Below are 20,982 nucleotides of genomic sequence, written 5' to 3'. Positions count from 1 at the left end.
CTTCTTAGGGAGAAACTAGCGTTATCAACTCATAAAATAATTACACTTTTAATCCAAGCGATCTTGAAAAACTTTTAAGCTCACCCCAGATTCAAAAGAATAATTTAATGCAGATAAGGAGCGCTCTAAAGCACCTAGAACACAAAGCAGATCATTTGCCGACACAGAGCCCATGTGCCCTACTCTAAAGTAATTGGCTTTGATTTCTGAGAGCAAGCCTCCTGCCACAATCACATCATCTTGCGTCATATTTGCTCTCAAAGCAGCCCCATCAAGACCCTCTGGATAGTAAACTGCAGTAAGCGTACTCGCAGCAATCTCCTCTGTTTTTGGTAATATATCTAAATTCAAAGAACGGATTGCAGCCCTAAAAGCACTAGCAAGGCGCTCATGCCTATTTATTCTTGCGACCATTCCTTCACTACAAATTAATTGCAGACTTTTTTCAAGTGCAAGAATTAAGTTAACGGGTGGCGTACCAAAATAAGATGGACGCCTTTCCTCATATGCTGTCATGATGGGCAACCAGTTATTCCAAGATGCATAATAATTCTGAACAGGTGTTTTTCGGTTTTTCCACACTTCTATTGCTTTTTGAGATGCTACTAGTAATGCTAGTCCTGGCGGCACACCTATTGCCTTTTGAGAACCAGTAAGAACAACATCTACACCCCATGCATCTTGCAAGATTTCTTGACCAGCTACAGAGCATACTCCATCAAGTATGGTGAGTACATTATATTTCTTTGCAAGTTTACACAGAGGCTCAGGTTGAACCATGACACCTGTAGATGTATCTACATGCGTGAAGGTAACTACCTTATATTTTTTTGTTTTAAAAGCCGCTTCTATCTCCGCTAAAGACACAACCTCGCCTATTTTCGCACTTAATATGGTCGTATCTGCGCCATAGGTTTCCAATATATCTTTAAAACGTTCTCCAAAATAACCAGAAGAAACAACTAACGCAGCATCTCCTTTTTCTATTAGATTTGCAGCTGCCATATCCATCGCAAGCGTACCACTCCCTGCCACTACAAAAGGCTGTCCACTCGGAGCATTCCACACTTCACGCATCATATCTAGACTATTCCCAAAAACCTCTATAAAATTTGGTGCAACATGACTCGCAGTAGGAACTGCCATCGCTTGTAACACATCTGGTTCAAATTCTATTGGACCAGGGATCATCAGTAGTTTTCTGCTTTTCATTTTTGCTAAGATTTTAATGATACTTTTTAGGTTTTCCTTTTCCTATTTACTTTAAAAATGTTTCTTAATTTAACGCTTTCGCGAAAGCGCAACATAATAAACATCATACACTACAACTATTTATCAAGATAGCAATCTAATTAAATGTTAGGGTAAAATGACACAATTGTAGATACTATTATCACCCAAATAAGAATTTCTGAACGAAAAAGGCGGTATACACGACACCGCCTTCCCAACAATTAACAATTTGTTTGAGGCTACGCTGTCAAAACAGGATTATTATTTAATACCGTTTTCTTCTCTTGAAATTGATTACTAGTATTATTTGCTCCTCCAGCCTTTAAAGCTTTATCTCCTGCATAAAATGTTTTGTGATCATCTCCTAGATCAGAACCCGCCATTCTCTGGTGTTTTACACAAGAAACTCCATTGCGTATCTCTTGTCTTTGTACATCTTTCACATAAGCCAGCATCCCTTGCTCTCCAAAATAACCTTCTGTAAGATTATTCATATGCAGTGCAGTAGTATGATAGGTAGGCAATGTAATGAGGTGGTGGAATATTCCTGCTTCAAGTGCCCCATCTCTTTGGAATGTTTTAATTTTCTCATCTGCTCTATGAGACAATTCCGTCTGATCATAAGCTGCATCCATTAGATTATTACGATCATATGCAGTCATATTTTCACCTTCCTCTACCATCTCATCATACGCTTGATTTCTAAAGTTAAGTGTCCAGTTAAAAGAAGGAGAGTTATTATAAACTAGTTTTGCACTAGGCTCTACTGCCCTTACTCTATTTACCATATGAGCGATTTGCTTCACATTAGGCGTAGGCGTTTCTATCCATAATAGGTCTGCACCGTTTTGCAAACTCGTAATACAATCTAGCACCACTCTATCTATGTTTGAACCGCTCTTAAACTTGTAAAGACCATTAGGCAATCTTACTGGGCGCACGAGTTTTCCATTTCTTTTAAGAAGCACATCATCTTCATTTGCGCTATTTATGTCTACTTCTTCTGCCTCTACAAAAGCGAGATATTGAGAAGCGAGATCTCCTGGCTCTTGGCTTACAGGTAATTTCTGGGTAAGACCTGCACCCTCAGAATCTGTTCTAGCTACAATAACACCCTCATCTACCCCTAGCTCTAAAAAGGCATAACGAAGTGCGTTAAGTTTTGCAATAAAATCCTCATGAGGAACGGTCACTTTACCATCCTGGTGACCGCACTGCTTTGCATCAGAAACTTGGTTTTCTATCTGCAGTGCGCATGCTCCAGCTTCTATCATTTTCTTTGCTAGCAAATAAGTAGCCTCTTCATTTCCAAAACCTGCGTCTATATCTGCGATAATTGGAACTATATGCGTTTCATAATTATCAATTTGATCTTGCACATCCTCACCGGCATCAAGACGACGAAACAAATCATTGAGTTCTACGGCATCTGCCTGACGTAAGAATGTATAAATTTCTTCAATTAATTTTGGCACAGCAGTCTTTTCATGCATAGATTGATCTGGCAAAGGACCTAACTCTGAACGTAAAGCGGCAACCATCCACCCAGAAAGGTATAGGTATTTTTTATTTGTAGTACCATGATGTTTCTTTACTGCAATCATTTTTTGCTGTGCCACAAACCCGTGCCAGCACCCTAGAGACTGAGTATAACTCATAGGATTTGCATCGTACTCTTCCATATCCTTGCGCATTATACTCGCAGTATATCTTGCAATGTCAAGGCCTGTTTTAAATCTATTTTGAACAGCCATACGAGCTGTATTTTCTGGACTTATGGCACTCCAAGAGTTTCCATGCTTTGCTTTAAGTGATCTAACAACTTCAAGAGCCGAATTGTAGTTTGACATAATACTAAGTTTTAAAAATTTATTTAATGAGTGCCTATAAAGGCGGTGATAGTTTTATTATGACTATTTGAGAAATAGCCTATGGATATTTATCTAAAGAAATTTATAAGCTGGCGTGGTTAAGAACTCTTCAAAGTCTTCTGCTAGAACCAGCTCTTTAAAAAGATTAAATGCATTCTCAAATTGAGTTTCTTTTATTTTATGAGAACTCACTTCAGTAATGATTTTTTCAACTTCTTCATCAAAAAGCTCATTGAAGTATTCTTTTGTAAATGCTTTTCCATCATCCAGCACTGCTTTGTTTTTTATCCAATGCCAAATTTGTGTTCTAGAGATTTCGGCAGTAGCAGCGTCCTCCATTAAGTGATAGAGAGCTACCGCACCTTGACCACTTAACCATGCGTTGAGATATAGTATCCCAACATTAATATTTTTACGCACTCCAGCTTCTGTGACCGTGCCCGCAGGAATTGCAACTAGGTCATCTGCTGTTACCACAACATCATCTCTTGTAATGTGCAGTTGATTTGCTGTAGGCATATGTTTATCAAACTCATCCATCGCAATTTGAACAAGTGCTGGATGAGCAACCCATGTACCATCGTGTCCATTTATAACCTCGCGTTCTTTGTCTTTTCTTACTTTTTCTAAAGCTGCTTGGTTTGCCGAAGGATCATTTTTAATAGGCACTTGTGCTGCCATACCTCCTATTGCTAGGATTCCGCGTTTGTGACATCTTTGTATTACCAACTTAGAATATGCGTCCATAAAAGGTGCCGTCATTCCAACTTGATCCCTGTTAGGAACTAAGAAATCAGGATCATTTCTAAACTTCTTGATATACGAGAATATATAATCCCAGCGACCGCAATTAAGACCTACGATATGATCTTTTAACTCATATATAATTTCATCCAACTGATGGCTTGCCGTGATTGTCTCGATTAGTACAGTACATTTAATCGTTCCCTCAGGAATATTTAAATACTCTTGAGAAAATTTAAAAACCTGATTCCATAGTCTCGCTTCCTTGTAATGCTCAAGCTTTGCTAGGTAGAAATAGGGTCCTGTACCATTTTCTAACAACTGACGTACGTTTGTAAAGAAATACAATCCGAAATCTAACAAAGACCCAGACACTTCTACGCCATCAACAAGAACATGTTTTTCATTCAAATGCCACCCTCTTGGCCTTACCAGTAATGTAGCAACAGCATCATTGAGTGTATATTTTTTATCCTTAGTACGGTGATGATATGATATCGTTTTATTTACAGCATCTCGCAAGTTAATCTGACCTTCCATCACATTTCTCCATGTAGGCGCAGTACTATCTTCTAGGTCTGCCATAAATGTTTTTGCACCAGAGTTAAGTGCGTTAATAACCATCTTACGATCTGTAGGCCCTGTAATCTCCACCCTTCTATCTTGCAAATCTTGAGGAATTTCTCCCGCAGTCCACTCACCCTCTCTTATTTCTTGTGTTTCTAAAGGAAAGACAGGCTTATGAGCTTGATCGAACAATAGCTGCTGTTGCTCTCTAGCACGTAATAATTCTAAACGTTTGGCATTAAAATTTTCATGAAGTGCCTTAATGAAGTCTAATGCATCATCAGTTAGTATTTCTGAATAATAGCTTTTTACTTGGTTGCTAAAGCTTAGTGCATGTTGGTTTATTTCAGGAGCCATAATTATCATTTTAAAATTCTATGGCACAATGTTAAAAAAAATACTTTGATTAAAAAAGCGAACGTTCGCTAAATATTTATTTTCACTAAAATAGACTATTCGCAGAAAGTGTTATATTTGTGTATATGGAAGAAGAAGATATTAAACTTATATTTGGCTTAAAGCTACGCCAGATAAGGACTGACAAGAATTTATCACTTTTTGGACTATCAAAACTTACAGGGCTTTCAAAATCATATTTAAATGAAATTGAAAATGGAAAAAAATATCCGAAACCAGATAAGATTGTCACACTTTCTGAAAAATTAGACATTCCATATGATCAAATGGTCTCTTTAAAACTTGATAAAAATCTTGCTCCTATAGGAGAGATTTTAAAATCAAAGATTCTCAAAGAGATACCTCTTGAGCTTTTTGGGATTAAGGAAAGTGACTTAATAGATATTGTATCTAATGCTCCAGCTAAGGTCAATGCTTTTATAAGCACAATTATAGAGATAGCGCAACATTACAACTTTAGCAGAGAAAGCTTCTTTCTAGCCTCTGTACGATCATTTCAAGAGGCAAACAATAACTACTTTGACAACATAGAGCAAAAAGTACTCGACTTTGTAAAGTCTTATCAAATAAATCAAGGACAGGGTATCTCATCAAATGAATTAGAGGAAATTCTCATAGAAGAGTACAACTACACCATAAAAAATGATGAACTAGACAAACACGAGGACTTAGATAACCTCCGATCTGTTTTTATTCCAAAATCACAATCGCTACTAGTCGCGGGTGATATAGATGAGTCACAACGCACATTTATCTACGCAAAAGAAATAGCCTATAATTATTTGAACATTACAGAAAGGCTATACACGTTCCCGTGGATACTTTTTGAAACTTTTGACCAAGTGCTCAATAATTTTTATGCCTCTTACTTTGCAGGAGCATTGATTATTCCAAGAAAAAATCTCACAACTAAAATCAAAGATATTTTTAAGGAGCGTACTTTTCAAAAAGATACATTTGAGCATATTACAAATGAGTTCAATGCATCACCTGAATCTTTCTATCAGCGGCTTACGAATATTTTACCTAAAGAATTCAACATTAAAAACTTGTTTTTCTTACGGTTTACACATAAGCTTAACGACACAAAATTTCACCTCACAAAGGAGCTACACTTAGCACACCAGCACGCACCAAGAGCTAATGAGAGTGATGAACACTATTGTAGAAGATGGGTGTCACTACAAGTGCTTAAAGATTTATCCAAGAGTAGCGAGAATAGCAAGTTTGACTTGCAAATTTCTAATTATGAAAATGAAGGTGTACGCTACTTAGTATTATCTACCGCTACAAAGGACCCGTTTAAAGAAGACAAGTTTAGAAGTATAAGCATAGGTCTCCTCATTAACAAACAACTAGAGCGCAAAATAAAATTTCTAAAAGATTTAAATATCCCCACCCGTAATGTAGGAGTTACTTGCGAGCGCTGTGCTATTATAGATTGCGAAGTGCGACAAGCTCCACCTAAGGTTTTAAACCGAACTTCAAAAAACAAAAAAATTGCAGCCATTGTGAAGCAACTTAACGATGAGCATTAAGAACACTAGCATACACAAACGAGCTTAACTCCCTAGCCCCGATTGTAATGAAAATCCCACAGCTGCCTGGCGAAGCCGGCGCGAGGAATTGTAATGAAAGCGGGAAACTAGACACCACAAATACTATAAGGTGATGCTCCTAAAACAAAAAACCCAAACATTGCTGTTTGGGTTTTCATTATTATATAATGTGATTAGATAATCAACATTGCGTCTCCGTAAGAGTAGAATTTATATTTCTCTTTTACCGCTTCTTCATAAGCCTTCTTCATGAAATCATGACCTGCAAATGCAGACACCATCATTAACAAAGTAGACTTAGGCGTGTGGAAGTTTGTAATCATACAGTTTGCAATACTAAAATCGTATGGAGGAAAGATAAACTTGTTAGTCCATCCACCAAACTCATTAAGTGTATGGTTACTTGAAACAGCACTCTCCATCACTCTCATTGAAGTTGTACCTACGGCACAAATACGACGTTTTTCCTTCAGCGCCTTGTTAATGATTTCTGTTGCTGGCTTATGAATATATGCTTCTTCACTATCCATTTTATGCTTAGATAGATCTTCTACCTCAACTGCGCTAAAAGTTCCTAAACCTACGTGTAGTGTAACCTCAGCAAAGTCTACTCCCTTTATCTCAAGACGCTTAAGCAAGTGCTTTGAGAAGTGTAAACCTGCAGTAGGCGCAGCTACAGCTCCTTCTTCTGTTGCATAAATAGTCTGGTAGCGATCTTCATCTTCTGGCTCTACCTCTCTATTAATATATTTAGGTAATGGTGTCTCTCCTAGTGAAGTTAGCTTTTTTCTAAACTCCTCGTAAGACCCATCATATAAGAAACGAAGTGTACGTCCTCTTGATGTTGTGTTGTCAATCACCTCTGCTACTAGACTCTCATCATCTCCAAAGTAAAGCTTGTTACCTATACGTATTTTACGTGCTGGATCTACAAGAACATCCCATAGGCGTGTTTCTGAGTTAAGTTCTCTAAGTAAGAATACCTCGATACGTGCTCCAGTTTTTTCTTTATTACCGTATAAACGTGCAGGAAAAACTTTAGTGTTGTTAAGCACCATCACATCTTCCGGCTCAAAATAATCAATAATGTCTTTAAACATTTTGTGCTCTATAGTCTGCTCTTTTCGGTTAAGTACCATAAGGCGTGACTCGTCGCGATTTTCGGCTGGGCGATCTGCTAGTAATTCATCTGGCAAATCAAAGTTAAAATGTGATAACTTCATAAAGGGTTTTTATTTTAGTTTTTGTGCTCACAAAAGCAGCATGAACCGCTCATTTGCAAGATCGCAAAGATACAATCTTGAGATAGGCGTTGTCAAGTGTTTAGCCAATTATCTCTTGACCAAACCCTAAAGTTTCTAAATCTTTCCAAAAATCTGGATATGACTTAGACACCACGCCAGCATCATCTATCAATAATGAAACTGATAAGGCAAGTGGCGCAAATGCCATCGCCATACGATGATCATGATAGGTAGCTATTGTAATATTCTCGTTAAGCGCTGCTTCTTGAGGTAGCAATGTAAGATCTGTATCTGTTACCATGATCCCACCGCCTAGTTTTGTGATCTCCTCGCGCAACGCTTCTAGCCTGTCTGTTTCCTTTATTTTGAGGGTATGTAATCCCGTAAGATGACATCCAACACCTAGCCCTAAACAAGTAACTGCTATCGTTTGTGCGATATCTGGTGCGTTTGCAAGATCTAAAGTGATTGTTTCAGGAAGCTCAAAATCCTTAGCTATTGATAGCGTTAACTTATCTCCGTTAAACGTACTGATTACACCTAACTGCTTATAAATTTCTTGTAAAACAGCATCACCTTGTAAACTATCTTCTTTATAACTACTTATGGTTATGGAAGTGTTTAAAGTACGCTTTCGCGAAAGCGCAACAATACTATAAAAATAAGATGCACTACTCCAGTCTGACTCTACTGTGATCTCTCTATGCTCGCTACTCGTTCTTCCTGGTTTGATGGTTATAATCTGCCCTACAAATGTAGCCTCAATGTCTAGCTGATGTAATAATGCTAGCGTCATGTTTATATAAGGCACCGAAGTGATTTTACCGTCAAGATGAATGGTAAATCCATTTTCTAGTGCTGCTCCCATCATCATAAGTGCAGAGATATACTGGCTGCTCACATTTGCTTTGAGCCTAACCTCACTTTTTGTGAGTTTAACTCCTTTAATACGAAGCGGCGGATACCCATCATTTTTCACATAAGAAACCTGAGCACCTAACTGCTGCAACGCTTCTACCAATATTGCCATAGGGCGTTGTTGCATACGCTCGCTACCCGTAAGTACCGTCTCTCTATCCTCTTGTATACTAAAATATGCCGTTAAAAAACGCATTGCCGTACCTGCGTGGTAAATATCTACCTCACTATCTGTAGATGCTAGTGCTTTTTGCATCACTGCTGCATCGTCACTATTTGATATATTCTTTACAGCAATACCATCAAAGAGCGCTTGTAAAATAAGCAGTCTGTTGGTCTCACTTTTTGAGCCTGTGATTTGTATTTCACCACTGGTGCTTGCCGTAGTATGTTGTACTTTTAAGAGCATAGGCTATTACTTCAATTTCTCATTATTGTGATGACGATCGTGATCACGTTTAGTCTTTATATCAAGCTTTTTATCAAAAGCTTCTTGAAGATTTACTCCCGTTTGATTGGCAAGACATAATACCACAAACATTACATCTGCAAGCTCCTCGCCTAGATCCTTGCCTTTATCACTTTCTTTCTCACTCTGCTCCCCATAGCGACGTGCAATAATGCGCGCCACCTCTCCTACCTCTTCAGTAAGCTGAGCCATATTAGTTAGTTCATTAAAATAGCGCACTCCGTGAGCTTTTATCCAATCGTCTACTGCTTGTTGTGAGTCTGAAATGTTCATGTTTTTTTTTATCAAAACTACTTTGTTTTGACCGAAAGCCAAACTTATCCTACTATTAGATTTTAGATAATACTATTTTTTCTGTTTCCTTAGAAACAATTGCTTCATAGAATTTCTTTAAATCACCGTAGTTATCTGGTGCTAAAAATGACTCATTAATTGATCGTTGAACAGAAATAGTAACCCCATTTACATTTTTTGATATAATGTATTTATAAAATCCGATGTTTCCAGCTAGACTTACAGATAATGACTCTGGTATACTTTCTACTTGATAGCCGTCTGGAATTTCTATATTAAATATAAACCTACTCAAACGTCCATATTCATAATCTATAGGTAGTTTACGCTCTTCTTCTTTAAAGACATTTATTTCTTGGCCATAAAATAATAGTGGACTTATGTACAGTTTATCACCTATCGTTTCAAAATAATCATCTGCCTTGGCTTTAAATGACATCTTGAGTGGCTTATATACATTATCTATTTCTTTTACCCCAAGGTCAAGTATTTCGTAATCTTTATAAATAGTAGAAACGTATTTTGACATTTCTGAAACATCCTTACCCGATAAATTTTTACGCATTTTATATGCATCATTATTGGTATATCTATTATTTGCCATAACCATAGGCGAGCCCTCTTCGTCAATTTTTACATTAACAACAGCATCGTGGCTAGCTTGCTTTCCAATTAGTTTTATTTCTTCTGAGACTCCATCTTCTTTTAACAATCTACCTCCAAACCAATTAAGCAATTCTGGCTTAAGCACATTAGGACTTGACATCTTATCTGATGCATCGAGCAACAATAAATCTCCACCTATTTTAGCAGAAGCAATAACTGCATTAAATCCTGATCGAGTTGGAAATAAAAAAATTCCGTTAGACTTAGTTCCGAGTATTACTGGAGATGCATCTATACCGGCATATTGAAGCATTGACACTAAGAGCAAGTTTATTTCCGTAATACTTCCCGTATTTTCTTTATAAACACTAGATAAATTGTCATTGACATATATACCGTAAAAACCATCCCAAACCATATTAGATTTTACATAGTCATAAATGCGAAGTGTTGCTTCTTTTTTGGATAACCCAACAATTAGTTGATCAACATTATCTTTAAAAAATCCTTTTTTTCTTAGTTGTCCTCCAAAATTAGGCGAGTCATAAATTTGCTTTGCTACATCTCCCCAGCTAGATGTATAAAATTCTGGTACTTGATTAGGGTAACGGGTAGCAGATAATTCAAATTGAAGTGTAGACCTATAGTTATTTACATTTCCAGAAAACGGCTCTCTCTTAAGAGATGGAACATCACTCTGTACAACTGAGGATTCTATATCGTTAAATTCAAATACATTTGTTCCCTTTTTCTCCTTTATAGCCAATCCTTGAGCTTTTTGCTTGTAAGGAATTGATAATTTTCTGCCTCTTGAACTTGTGTTAATTTTAAATGGTAACCAGCCACTTCTATGAATTTTATACTCAAGATACTCTGGAGCTTTAAAAGATAATTCTACCTTTTTTATAGGTATGGATTCTTGGAAGTAGAATTTATCAAATTCATTTAGATAAGGTGTTCTTATGGAATATTCATACTCTATTACAGAACCGTTTTTTATATTAGGCATTGTAAAAGTAACTTTTGTATACCTCTCATTAATCTTCTCTTTATAAATCTGTTTCTTATCAAGTTTGATTTTTTCTACATCTCCATCATAGTTGAAGGTATATGCCTTAAGGCCACTCAAAACCTCATTTGCACTATTATTAGTTCCTTGATATAAATAGACACTCACCGTTAACCAATCATTGTTGTCTTTATTATAAATCTTTATGCGCTCATGTCTTTTTATAAGACCTGTAAACCCTTTCTCTTTCGTATAAATAAAAGTAGTCTTAAAATTCCTGTACAATATAGCAGCTTTCGCTTCAGGCTCACTAGGATGCTCTGCTTCTAGCAACTCCTCTTTTGAAATCTTGCCAAATTTATAATTTTGCGCTAAACAAGTTGCTGTGGAAAAATTTGCAATAAAAAAGAGTAGTAATAATTTATTCATATTGGTATTTATTTTTTTTCAAGTAAAATTTTTGAGTTATCGTATTTTGCAACAGTTTGTAAAAACTGCCTGTACGCTTTGTAGTCTTCTTTAGAAAAAGTCCCGCTTTTTATATTTAATTCGCGTCTATATGATAAGCTTGTTTCATTAAGCACTTCGACATTAAGCACATATTTCCCAAACTCTGAGTTTAACAGCACAGGTTCTGGTAAGTATTGGGTTTTGAACTCTTTTGGAGTATTAATTGTTATAACATCCACATCCTTATAACCTCTATCAATTCTAAAAGAGCCAGTACGTTTTATCTCTTTTTTAGGCATGCGCCTTATTCTATTGAAGGCATTAAGAGTTAACGTAAAATCGTCGCCTACTTTGGATGCATAATTCTTTGATGTAAAAACTAGCTTTTCTTGCAAGTTCACGTTATCCCTATCATTCTTAAAATTGATACTATCAATTTTTAAGTTGTTGATATTATTAAAAAAATTATAGTAATACCTTTTTTGCTTTTTTTGTTCTAGCTCAAGCAATCCAGATCTACTATCATATTGCGTTCCATATGATGATATACCTAAACTAGCTGAAAGCTTCCCATCCACATCAATCGTGTATATACCATCGATTTCTTGAAGGTTATCATCATTAATATATTTAGGAGTGTGGACTATAAATCCGCCTTCTGGTTTAATCACAAGTACATCCCTATCATCTGTAAAATCCCCTAAAAAACCAAAAGGTATTGTCTGGCTTGTACATTCCAACCAGGTATAATCATCATCTTTAGGTATTGCCAGTATTACATGACTACCCTGTAGTGATGCAAAGTCCTTTTCTAAACTTCTCTTTTCATCTCCCGCATACACCACAGTATAAAATGAAGACACACCAACAACTTCTAACAAAGCCTTCGTATAGTTCACCAGACCTTTACAATCGCCGTATCCTAAGTCATGAACTTCTTGAGCGGGAGTAGGTTTCCATCCACCAATACCTATTTGCACACTTATATATCTCGTTTTGCGCTGCACGTAATCGTAGATAATTCTCGCTTTTTCTTCATCAGTTTTTGCATCAGAAACTAACGACTGTATTTCTGACACTGTATCGTCCTCTAGCGTAGTCATTCCATCAAGTAGACTATTATTCATCCAAGTGCCAAATTCTTTCCAGTTCTTAGCACTACCATCCACCCCTGCAAGATGAAACTTCTCTAAAGAAAATAAAACTCTAGGAACTACTTCATGTATAGGAAGGCCATTAGTCTCTTGTGAGACACTTGGTTTATTAATAGCCGAAATGCTTATCAAGTCAGCTTGACTCTGTATTTCTAAGTCATTATTATCATCAATAATCTTATGACGAAGTCCAAGACCAGGGGCTACATTAATATTATAGATTGTTTTCTCAATACTAGTTCGAAAATTATTGTACAATCTAAAGGGTGGGATAAAACCTGTGCTAACTGTTTTTACTTTCGATGTAAAAATCACTGTAAATGGGAAACCAGTAGTAGGCGTAAAATCCAGATATCTAACTCTTGAGCTTGAATAAAGGCTAAAGCCATCTACAACACTTACATCTCTAAAGTCTCCTTTCTTTATTTTTTCAACCTCATTTCCAAATGCGTCAAGTATAATCGCCTGAAGACTTAAAATTTTAGTATCATCATCATAGAACTCAGCTGCATTTATATGTCTTAAGCCTTTTGAATTAAGTACGGTAACAACTCTCTTTTCTTCTCTATAAAGAGTTTTATGGTCTGGAATTTCAATAAGAGTTTCTTGAAGTCTAACAACTGCATCTGCATTGTCTTTAAGCTCCTCAGGAATATCAGTTATAGCATAGTTAAAATCTTGGCTATACATCACAGAAGTAAAGCCTAAAAAGGCAAGAAAGTAAAGAAAACGCATTAATTGATTGATGATTGATGATTGATGAATTATGCGCCAAAATAGGACTTAAAGAATTATCCTACAAGAATTAAATACGGTTTTTTGTATCAATCACAATCGTAACAGGCCCATCATTAAGTAATTGAACCTTCATATCTGCACCAAACTCTCCTGTATAAGTTGGTTTATGACGCTTTCGCGAAAGCGTACTTACAAACTCCTCATACATTGGGATGGCTGTATCAGGCTTTGCTGCTTCTAAAAATGAAGGACGATTACCCTTCTTTGTACTTGCAAATAACGTAAACTGACTAATCACCAAAATATCTCCTTCTACATCACCCACAGAAAGGTTCATTGCGCCATCATCATCACTAAAAATTCGTAGACCAATTATTTTATTTGTGAGCCATTCAATATCTTCTTTAGTATCATTATGAGTAACACCTAGCAATACCAGTAACCCTTGTTTAATCTCAGATTTTACAACTCCGTCTATAGTGACAGACGCTTCGGTTACTCGCTGAATTACTGCCTTCATTATTATTGCTCTTCTGGGTAGTGATCTTTTCTGTAATGCTGCTCGTCATCCCCTTCTAGCATTTGGGTATAACTTTTATAACGCGACCAGTGGAGTTCATCATTATCTAGCGCTTCTTTTACAGCACATTTAGGTTCTTCAAGGTGTAAACAGTTATTAAATTTACACTCGCTTTTTAAAGCAAAGAACTCAGGAAAATAGTCCCCTATTTCTTCGCGTTCCATATCTACTATTCCAAAACCTTTAATTCCTGGAGTATCTATAATACGTGCATCAAAATGCAGATCAAACATCTCTGCAAAAGTAGTTGTGTGCTGACCTTGACTGTGCTGCACGCTTATTTGCTTTGTTTTTAGATCTAGCGTAGGTTCGATAGCGTTTACTAGCGTAGATTTCCCCACTCCAGAATGACCTGTAAACATACACGTCTTACCCGTCATCATTTCTTTTACCGTATCGATATTCTTTCCGGTAATTGCCGAAATTCCTACACATTCATAACCTATCTCACGATACATTGCCGCAAGATATTTTATCTCCATGATTTCCTCTTCGTTATACGTATCAATCTTATTAAAGAGTAAAACCGCTTTAATATGATAAGCCTCTGCAGTTACCAGAAAACGATCTATAAAAGCCGTAAAAGTAGGCGGATTGTTAAGTGTTACTAGTAGGAACACGGCATCTACGTTACTAGCAATGATATGAGTTTGTTTAGAGAGGTTTACAGACTTACGTACAATGTAGTTATCTCTATCGTGAATTTTTGTAATTACTCCTGTCTCTACATCACTTTTGGTGTCAAGATCAAAATCTACAACATCACCTACCGAAACTGGGTTTGTACTCTTAATTCCTTGAATACGAAATTTTCCTTTTATTCTACATTCAAACCACTGGCCATCGTCCGCCTTTACGGTGTACCAACTTCCAGTAGATTTATAAACAGTTCCTGTCATACGTTTGTGTCAGGTACAAAAATACCTTCTTTTTAGTTACTCTCTAGAAATATTAGAAAAACTACTAGTCATAATTTTAAAAATTGTAAGAATTTACAGCAAGATTTTAATATTTTAGCGCAATAAATCAATCAAAAATTTTATTAATGAAAAAATCAATTCTTTTTATTGCAGCTTTTATTCTGATGACGCCATTTCTTGCAGCTCAAACAAGCCTGTACGAAAACCCAGCGTTTGATAAAATTGCTAAGGAGCATAAAATTATCGCAATCGTACCCTTTAAAACTCAGGTAAAGCTTAGACCTAGGCAGATGAAAGACATGACAGATGAGCAACTAAGCCGTCTTGAAAAAGCCGAAGGAGAGGGGTTACAAACTGGTATGTTTTCTTGGTTTTTAAAGAGAAAAAAAAGAGGGAAACTTACAACACTAGAAATCCAACAACCTTCTAGAACAAATGCTTTACTAAAAAAGGAAGGTATTGACTATGACAATATTTATGAATATACATCTGACGAACTTGCAAAAATTCTTGAAGTAGATGCAATCATATCTGGAGATTATGAGACTAACAAACCTATGAGTGAAGGAGCAAGCGTTGCACTTTCTTTACTAATAGGCTTTGGTGGTTCTACAAATAGTGCTATTGTAAACATGAACGTAAATAATGGAGAAGATGGCCAACTTTTATGGAACTACAACAAAAAAGTACGTGGTGGATTAGGTAGCTCTCCTGAAGACTTGGTAAATGTCTTAATGAGAAAAGCTTCAAGAAGACTTGCTTACACAAAGAAAGATTAATCAATTCACTTTCCAAAAAGCAAAAAAAGGCTCAACATCATGTTGAGCCTTTTTCTTTATAAGTAGCTATCTATAATTTTACGACCTTGCCACTTTCTTCTGGTGGTTTATAGACTCTTGGTGTACTGCTTTAAATACACGTAGTATAAACTCTTCACTAAGATTGTTTTGCTCTCCTTCTAGAATCATCTTACCTAGAATTTCATTCCAACGTTTAGTTTGTAAGATAGACACATTATTTTCTGCTTTAAGCTCTCCTATACTATCAGAAATTTTCATGCGCTTTCCTAAGCTTTCAATAAGCTGGTGATCTATTACATCAATCTGCGTGCGTAGTGTATTAAGCTTGTTTGTATACTCAAGCTCTGTACCTACTTCTTTTCTTATTTTAAGATCAACCATCATCTGCACTAAAGCCGCTGGTGTGATTTGCTGTGCAGCATCACTCCATGCATTATCTGGATCATAGTGCGTCTCTACCATAATACCATCATAGTTAAGATCAAGTCCTGTCTGGCATAAATCATGAATAATATCACGACGTCCAGCAATGTGTGATGGATCAAGAATTAAAGGAAGATCTGGAAATTTATTTTGAAGATCTATCGCTATCTGCCATTCTGGATTATTTCTGTAACGTGTCTTTTCATACGTAGAGAAACCTCTGTGTATTACTCCTAGATTTTTAATATCCTGAGTATAAAAACGCTCTACCGCTCCTAACCATAGAGCTAGATCTGGGTTTACTGGGTTTTTAATAAGCACCGTTTTATCTGTTCCTTTGAGAGCTTCTGCAATTTCCTGAACGATAAATGGAGACACCGTTGTACGAGCACCTATCCATAAGATATCAATATCTGCTTCAAGAGCTAGGTCTACATGGTTTGCATTTGCAACCTCTGTAGTCGTAAGCATTCCTGTTTCTTCTTTGGCTTTTTGCAACCATTTAAGCCCAAGTGCTCCTACTCCTTCAAAGTTTCCTGGACGCGTTCTTGGTTTCCAGATCCCTGCACGTAGTACTGTAGCATCTGTGTCTTTAAGTTGGTGAGCTATTTTAAGCACCTGCGCTTCCGTCTCTGCACTACAAGGTCCCGCAATTACAAGAGGGTGATCAAGGCCAAAAGCGTCTAACCAATTTCTAAGTTCTTTCTTATTTTCCATAACATTTAATTTGTGCCGCTTCGGGCTTTTGATATTTACGCTTTCGCGAAAGCGCAAAACTATTTAATTCCGTTTAATATTTCCTTAATATGATTCGTGTTTTCCATCTCATCGTGTACTCCTTGAAAATCGTCATTTTCCAAAAGCGTTTTAAAATCGTTGAGATTTGCAATATATTCAGTTAGCGTCTCTAAGACATTCTCTTTATTCTCTTTAAAAATTGAGGTCCATGTAACTGGATTACTTTTTGCTAAACGTACGGTAGATGCAAATCCGCTGCCCGCCATGTCAAAAATATCACGCTCATTTTTCTCTTTTTGTATCACCGTCTTTCCTAGCATAAATGCGCTTATGTGTGAGAGATGACTCACGTATGCTATATGTTTATCATGAGACACAGGATCCATGTAACGTATGCGCATGCCCATATTCTTAAATAGGTCGAGCACCTTTTCTTGCAGCTTAAAAGCTGTTTTCTCTACCTCGCATATAATATTAGTCTTCCCATTATATAAGCCTGTAATCGCAGCACTAGGCCCAGAAAATTCTGTTCCTGCGATAGGATGACATGCAAGAAAATTGCGACGTCTAGGGTGTGATGATACTACTTCACAAATGGCTTGCTTTGTAGATCCCATATCCACCACAATCGTATCGTCTCCTATATGATTAAGAACGTCTGGTAGTACGTGAATAGCCACATCTACTGGGATTGCCAGCACTACGAGGTCTGCTGCTTTAATATCTTCTAGTACGGCGCTTTTGTCAATAAAACCTAATGATAACGCCTCAGTTACGTGAGATTCACTTGCATCTATACCATAAATAGTTGCCGCAGGTTCTTGCTCGCGCAAATCTCGCGCAAATGATCCTCCTATAAGCCCCAACCCTATGATGTAAATGTCTTTCATTATCTAAATATTACTCTCTAATTGCTCAAATTCAATGTCTTACTAACAAAAACACCTCATATCCAGCTATTAATTATCTTAAAATCTGCTTATTGCTTCTTTAATTTCTTCTTCTTTTACACAAAGGCTAAATCTGATGTAGCCTTTCCCCATCGTTCCAAAAATGGTTCCTGGTGTGATAAAGATGTACTTCTCTAATAAAATATTATCTATAAATGTCTCGGCATCGATTCCCTCGGGAAGTTTTGCCCAAACAAATAATCCTACAGCATCTCTGTCGTACGTACAACCTAACCTTTCGGCTAGCTCATAAACTAGTTTACGACGGCGTCCATAAATGGTATTGATATGCTCAAACCAGTCATCTCCTAGGCCTAAGGCTGCTACAGCTCCTTTCTGTATGCCGTAAAACATACCGCTATCCATATTAGATTTTACACGCAATACGTGTCCTATATTTTCGGCGCTTCCTAGTACCATTCCCACACGCCATCCGGACATATTGAAGGTCTTACTAAGACTGTTGAGTTCTAAGGCTACTTCAGACGCTCCGGGTACTGCCAGCAGTGATTGCGGATTGTCATTAAGCACAAAACTATATGGATTATCGTTGATTACTAGTATGTGTTGCGCTTTCGCGAAAGCGATCAATTCTTCAAAAAAACCATCTGGCACCTTAGTCCCAGTAGGCATATGAGGATAATTTACCCACATTATCTTTACACCCGAAAGATCTTGAGCCGCCAGTGCCTTTAAGTCTGGCAACCAACCGTTCTCTTCGTTAAGATCGTATGTAATTGCTTCTGCCTCCACAAGTCTTGTTACCGCAGCATAACTAGGGTATCCAGGATTAGGAAAAAGGACTTTATCTCCAGGATTCAAAAATGCCATCGAGATGTGCATAATCCCTTCCTTAGAACCCATGAGTGGTAATATCTCAGTGTCTGGATTTGCGATTACTCCATATTGTTTTTTATAGAAATCTGCCATGGCTCCTCGTAATTCAGGAATACCAGTATAACTCTGGTACTGGTGAGCTACGCTATCATGCAATCCTTTGAGCATCGCCGCAACTGCTGCTGGTGGTGCTGGCATATCTGGGCTTCCTATTCCCATATTAATCACAGGATGACCATCTGCAATGAGTGCGCGAACTTCCTTAAGCTTTCGCGAAAAGTAGTATTCCTTGGTTTCCTGTAACCTATTTGCTGGTTGCATCATTGCTTTCTGTTTTTGTAGACTCCTAGTACTTTAAAATCATTTGCCATGATTTCTAGTAATTGTACTGCCTTGTTAAAACTTTCTATTTTTTCAAAAGTCACATCTACAAAAAATGCATACTTCCACGGCTTTTCGATAATAGGCATGGACTGAATTTTTGTGAGATTCATCTTGCAATCACTCAGCACATTTAATATTGCCGCAAGGCTACCACGCTTATGGTCTGCCGAAAATCTTAGAGATGCCTTATCAATAACACCTTCTACTTGTTTCTTATCCTTATTTAAAATAAAGAAGCGGGTTGCATTTTCATTTATAGTCTGTATGGACTCTTTAATGATTTCCAGTTTGTAAATACTTGCTGCAGCTGTACTGGCTATCGCTGCTATTCCTTGTAGTTGCATTTCTTGTATCTCACGTGCTACACCTGCGGTATCTGTATCTTCTACAAGCTTGATGTCTGGATAGTTTCTAAAAAACTCACGACATTGTAAGATTGCCATAGGGTGTGACCACACTTCTTTTATATCTTCTATTCCTTGACCTGGTAGCGCCATTAACTGGTGCTGGATGTCAAGGTAAAACTCTCCTTCTATGTGTAAATCATGTTTATCTAGCAGCGCATAGTTAGGGAGTATTGCCCCTGCGATACTATTTTCTATAGCCATTACAGCATCTTGAACTTCTCCTTCTACTAGTGTATCTACTAGTCTAGGAAAAGACATGCACTCCACCACAGCAACGTCTGCCCCAAAAAACTCTTGAGCTACCTTGTGATGAAATGATCCTTGTACGCCTTGTATTGCTACTTTCATAATTGTGCAAAAAAAAAGCCCTGATAAAAATTTATCAGGACTTATTGAAATATTGAGTGTTATTAAATTAGCACAATATCAATCCTGATCTCTTCCCGTAAAAGAAGAAATAGAAAAAATTGTTCCAATAATAAACGTTTGATAACATGTTGAGTTATTTGACTGCTAAAGTAGAAAAAATATCTAATGAGCCAATTAATTTAGCTCCTTTTATGAAATATTTTTTATTGAGCATAGATTTTGAGAAATTATCAATCAAACATTGATAAACTAATGAAAATGAGAATACGATACGTATCCTTATCTTAAAATCTAATCGGCATAAATGATCGTCACACTTTTAAATGTATCCTCCCGTTATCAATTCTTACATTTACAGTATTAAATACTCCTCTATGTCCATTGTAGTAACAGACATCACAAAAATGTACGGCAAGCAAAAGGCGCTTGATCATATTTCTTTTTCCTTACAAAAAGGTGAAATTGTAGGTTTTCTCGGCCCTAATGGTGCTGGCAAGAGTACATTAATGAAAATACTCACCACCTTTCTTGCTCCTACGTCTGGCACGGCAACAGTACATCACCACGACACCAAAAGCAATGTACAAGAAGTACGTCGTGCTGTGGGATACTTACCAGAACACAACCCACTATATGTAGAAATGTATGTGCGAGAATACCTCGCTTTTAACGCAGGAGTTTATAAAGTTTCTAAAGAACGTATAGATGAAGTTATCAACCTCACAGGACTAACCTCTGAGGCACATAAAAAAATAAGCCAACTATCAAAAGGGTACCGACAGCGTGTAGGTCTTGCTACTGCTTTACTACATGACCCAGAAGTATTGATACTCGATGAGCCTACTACGGGACTAGATCCTAATCAGCTATTAGACATTAGAAATCTCATTAAGGATATAGGCAAGAAAAAGACGATATTAATGAGTACGCACATTATGCAAGAGGTAGAAGCTATTTGTGATCGTGTGATTATTATTAATAAAGGAACTATAGTTGCAGATAAGAAAATGACGGAGCTACGCGATGGACAGCAACAAATAGTCATTGCCGAATTTGATTACCGTGTAGAAGAAGTAGCATTGAGCAGGCTAGACAAAGTAGCTTCTGTAAAAAACACTACAGGGTTTATATATGAAATTACCTTTAGTACTCAAGATGATATGAGAGCAAAGGTCTTTGACTTTGCACATGATAACGACCTTAAAATCTTACAACTCAATCAAAAAAACGTGAGCCTAGAGGGATTATTTACAGAACTCACTTCCTCCTAAAAGAACCTAATAAGTCGCATATACATTTAT

At 37.0% G+C, this 20,982-nt stretch carries 17 protein-coding genes; 3 read left to right on the top strand and 14 right to left on the bottom strand.

The features are described 5' to 3' along the window. Positions 1 to 48 precede the first annotated feature (48 nt). From DCS32_RS09620 to aceB, 3 genes are all read right to left on the bottom strand, one after another. A complete protein-coding gene (locus tag DCS32_RS09620; protein ID WP_108878071.1) occupies positions 49 to 1,212 on the bottom strand; it encodes a pyridoxal-phosphate-dependent aminotransferase family protein in 1,164 nt (387 codons plus the stop codon). Positions 1,213 to 1,472: 260 nt separating this feature from the next. Then, on the bottom strand, positions 1,473 to 3,083 hold the full coding sequence (locus DCS32_RS09615; protein ID WP_108878070.1) for an isocitrate lyase: 1,611 nt from the start codon (positions 3,081 to 3,083) through the stop codon (positions 1,473 to 1,475). A gap of 93 nt (positions 3,084 to 3,176) precedes the next feature. Next, positions 3,177 to 4,772 (bottom strand): malate synthase A, encoded by a 1,596-nt coding sequence (gene aceB / locus DCS32_RS09610; RefSeq protein ID WP_108878069.1) that lies wholly within the window; start codon positions 4,770 to 4,772, stop codon positions 3,177 to 3,179. 125 nt (positions 4,773 to 4,897) lie between these two features. Between aceB and DCS32_RS09605 the strand changes: the two genes are divergently transcribed. Further along, complete coding sequence (locus DCS32_RS09605) at positions 4,898 to 6,370, top strand: helix-turn-helix domain-containing protein (RefSeq protein ID WP_108878068.1); 1,473 nt, start codon at positions 4,898 to 4,900, stop codon at positions 6,368 to 6,370. A 194-nt stretch (positions 6,371 to 6,564) separates the two neighbouring features. Here the strand turns inward: DCS32_RS09605 and queA are convergent, their stop codons facing one another. The 7 genes from queA to rsgA all read right to left on the bottom strand — a co-directional run bounded on the left by queA (position 6,565) and on the right by rsgA (position 14,752). Beyond that, positions 6,565 to 7,614: a tRNA preQ1(34) S-adenosylmethionine ribosyltransferase-isomerase QueA gene (gene queA, locus DCS32_RS09600; protein WP_108878067.1), complete on the bottom strand. Its 1,050-nt coding sequence runs from the start codon at positions 7,612 to 7,614 to the stop codon at positions 6,565 to 6,567. Between the two features lie 100 nt (positions 7,615 to 7,714). Beyond that, positions 7,715 to 8,962 carry a 3-phosphoshikimate 1-carboxyvinyltransferase gene (locus DCS32_RS09595; protein ID WP_108878066.1) on the bottom strand — a complete coding sequence of 416 codons (1,248 nt, stop codon included), beginning with the start codon at positions 8,960 to 8,962 and terminating at the stop codon, positions 7,715 to 7,717. Positions 8,963 to 8,968: 6 nt separating this feature from the next. Then, positions 8,969 to 9,295, bottom strand: a complete 327-nt coding sequence (locus tag DCS32_RS09590; protein WP_013749990.1) for a nucleotide pyrophosphohydrolase — start codon at positions 9,293 to 9,295, stop codon at positions 8,969 to 8,971. A gap of 55 nt (positions 9,296 to 9,350) precedes the next feature. Further along, complete coding sequence (locus DCS32_RS09585; RefSeq protein WP_108878065.1) at positions 9,351 to 11,360, bottom strand: DUF3857 domain-containing protein; 2,010 nt, start codon at positions 11,358 to 11,360, stop codon at positions 9,351 to 9,353. Between the two features lie 8 nt (positions 11,361 to 11,368). Further along, positions 11,369 to 13,270, bottom strand: coding sequence for a DUF3857 domain-containing protein (locus DCS32_RS09580; protein WP_108878064.1), 1,902 nt, complete (start codon positions 13,268 to 13,270; stop codon positions 11,369 to 11,371). Between the two features lie 70 nt (positions 13,271 to 13,340). Next, positions 13,341 to 13,793, bottom strand: a complete 453-nt coding sequence (dtd, locus tag DCS32_RS09575; protein ID WP_108878063.1) for a D-aminoacyl-tRNA deacylase — start codon at positions 13,791 to 13,793, stop codon at positions 13,341 to 13,343. Positions 13,794 to 13,795: 2 nt separating this feature from the next. After that, entirely contained in the window at positions 13,796 to 14,752 is a 957-nt protein-coding gene (gene rsgA, locus DCS32_RS09570; RefSeq protein ID WP_108878062.1) for a ribosome small subunit-dependent GTPase A, read from the bottom strand. A gap of 146 nt (positions 14,753 to 14,898) precedes the next feature. Between rsgA and DCS32_RS09565 the strand changes: the two genes are divergently transcribed. Continuing rightward, positions 14,899 to 15,552, top strand: a complete 654-nt coding sequence (locus tag DCS32_RS09565; protein WP_108878061.1) for a hypothetical protein — start codon at positions 14,899 to 14,901, stop codon at positions 15,550 to 15,552. A 78-nt stretch (positions 15,553 to 15,630) separates the two neighbouring features. On the opposite strand, the gene DCS32_RS09560 is transcribed toward DCS32_RS09565, so the two are convergent. From DCS32_RS09560 to DCS32_RS09545, 4 genes are all read right to left on the bottom strand, one after another. Beyond that, entirely contained in the window at positions 15,631 to 16,713 is a 1,083-nt protein-coding gene (locus DCS32_RS09560; RefSeq protein WP_108878060.1) for a bifunctional 3-deoxy-7-phosphoheptulonate synthase/chorismate mutase type II, read from the bottom strand. A 59-nt stretch (positions 16,714 to 16,772) separates the two neighbouring features. Further along, positions 16,773 to 17,624: a prephenate dehydrogenase gene (locus DCS32_RS09555; RefSeq protein ID WP_108878059.1), complete on the bottom strand. Its 852-nt coding sequence runs from the start codon at positions 17,622 to 17,624 to the stop codon at positions 16,773 to 16,775. A 78-nt stretch (positions 17,625 to 17,702) separates the two neighbouring features. Beyond that, the gene (locus DCS32_RS09550; protein WP_108878058.1) at positions 17,703 to 18,845 is read right to left on the bottom strand and encodes a pyridoxal phosphate-dependent aminotransferase; all 1,143 of its coding nucleotides are present in this window, start codon (positions 18,843 to 18,845) and stop codon (positions 17,703 to 17,705) included. Continuing rightward, entirely contained in the window at positions 18,842 to 19,660 is an 819-nt protein-coding gene (locus DCS32_RS09545) for a prephenate dehydratase (RefSeq protein WP_108878057.1), read from the bottom strand. The genes DCS32_RS09550 and DCS32_RS09545 overlap by 4 nt, the downstream gene beginning before the upstream one ends. Before the next feature lie 395 nt (positions 19,661 to 20,055). Here DCS32_RS09545 and gldA point away from each other — a divergent pair, with 395 nt between their 5' ends. Next, on the top strand, positions 20,056 to 20,952 hold the full coding sequence (gene gldA, locus DCS32_RS09540) for a gliding motility-associated ABC transporter ATP-binding subunit GldA (protein ID WP_108878056.1): 897 nt from the start codon (positions 20,056 to 20,058) through the stop codon (positions 20,950 to 20,952). Positions 20,953 to 20,982: the final 30 nt, after the last annotated feature.

This window comes from Dokdonia sp. Dokd-P16 (assembly GCF_003095655.1).
In the GTDB taxonomy this organism is placed as follows: domain Bacteria; phylum Bacteroidota; class Bacteroidia; order Flavobacteriales; family Flavobacteriaceae; genus Dokdonia.
The sequence above is the reverse complement of the archived record's forward strand: the minus strand, read 5'-3'. Positions and strand labels throughout refer to the sequence as shown.

Excerpts from the sequence above, each read along its gene's own strand:
- DCS32_RS09545 (WP_108878057.1), bottom strand. The coding sequence starts at position 19,660 with ATGAAAGTAGCAATACAAGGCGTACAAGGATCATTTCATCACAAGGTA.
- DCS32_RS09620 (WP_108878071.1), bottom strand. The coding sequence starts at position 1,212 with ATGAAAAGCAGAAAACTACTGATGATCCCTGGTCCAATAGAATTTGAA.
- rsgA (WP_108878062.1), bottom strand. The coding sequence starts at position 14,752 with ATGACAGGAACTGTTTATAAATCTACTGGAAGTTGGTACACCGTAAAG.
- DCS32_RS09585 (WP_108878065.1), bottom strand. The coding sequence starts at position 11,360 with ATGAATAAATTATTACTACTCTTTTTTATTGCAAATTTTTCCACAGCA.
- DCS32_RS09565 (WP_108878061.1), top strand. The coding sequence starts at position 14,899 with ATGAAAAAATCAATTCTTTTTATTGCAGCTTTTATTCTGATGACGCCA.
- DCS32_RS09615 (WP_108878070.1), bottom strand. The coding sequence starts at position 3,083 with ATGTCAAACTACAATTCGGCTCTTGAAGTTGTTAGATCACTTAAAGCA.
- DCS32_RS09580 (WP_108878064.1), bottom strand. The coding sequence starts at position 13,270 with ATGCGTTTTCTTTACTTTCTTGCCTTTTTAGGCTTTACTTCTGTGATG.
- DCS32_RS09550 (WP_108878058.1), bottom strand. The coding sequence starts at position 18,845 with ATGATGCAACCAGCAAATAGGTTACAGGAAACCAAGGAATACTACTTT.
- aceB (WP_108878069.1), bottom strand. The coding sequence starts at position 4,772 with ATGGCTCCTGAAATAAACCAACATGCACTAAGCTTTAGCAACCAAGTA.
- DCS32_RS09595 (WP_108878066.1), bottom strand. The coding sequence starts at position 8,962 with ATGCTCTTAAAAGTACAACATACTACGGCAAGCACCAGTGGTGAAATA.
- queA (WP_108878067.1), bottom strand. The coding sequence starts at position 7,614 with ATGAAGTTATCACATTTTAACTTTGATTTGCCAGATGAATTACTAGCA.
- DCS32_RS09560 (WP_108878060.1), bottom strand. The coding sequence starts at position 16,713 with ATGGAAAATAAGAAAGAACTTAGAAATTGGTTAGACGCTTTTGGCCTT.
- DCS32_RS09590 (WP_013749990.1), bottom strand. The coding sequence starts at position 9,295 with ATGAACATTTCAGACTCACAACAAGCAGTAGACGATTGGATAAAAGCT.
- gldA (WP_108878056.1), top strand. The coding sequence starts at position 20,056 with ATGTCCATTGTAGTAACAGACATCACAAAAATGTACGGCAAGCAAAAG.
- dtd (WP_108878063.1), bottom strand. The coding sequence starts at position 13,793 with ATGAAGGCAGTAATTCAGCGAGTAACCGAAGCGTCTGTCACTATAGAC.
- DCS32_RS09555 (WP_108878059.1), bottom strand. The coding sequence starts at position 17,624 with ATGAAAGACATTTACATCATAGGGTTGGGGCTTATAGGAGGATCATTT.
- DCS32_RS09605 (WP_108878068.1), top strand. The coding sequence starts at position 4,898 with ATGGAAGAAGAAGATATTAAACTTATATTTGGCTTAAAGCTACGCCAG.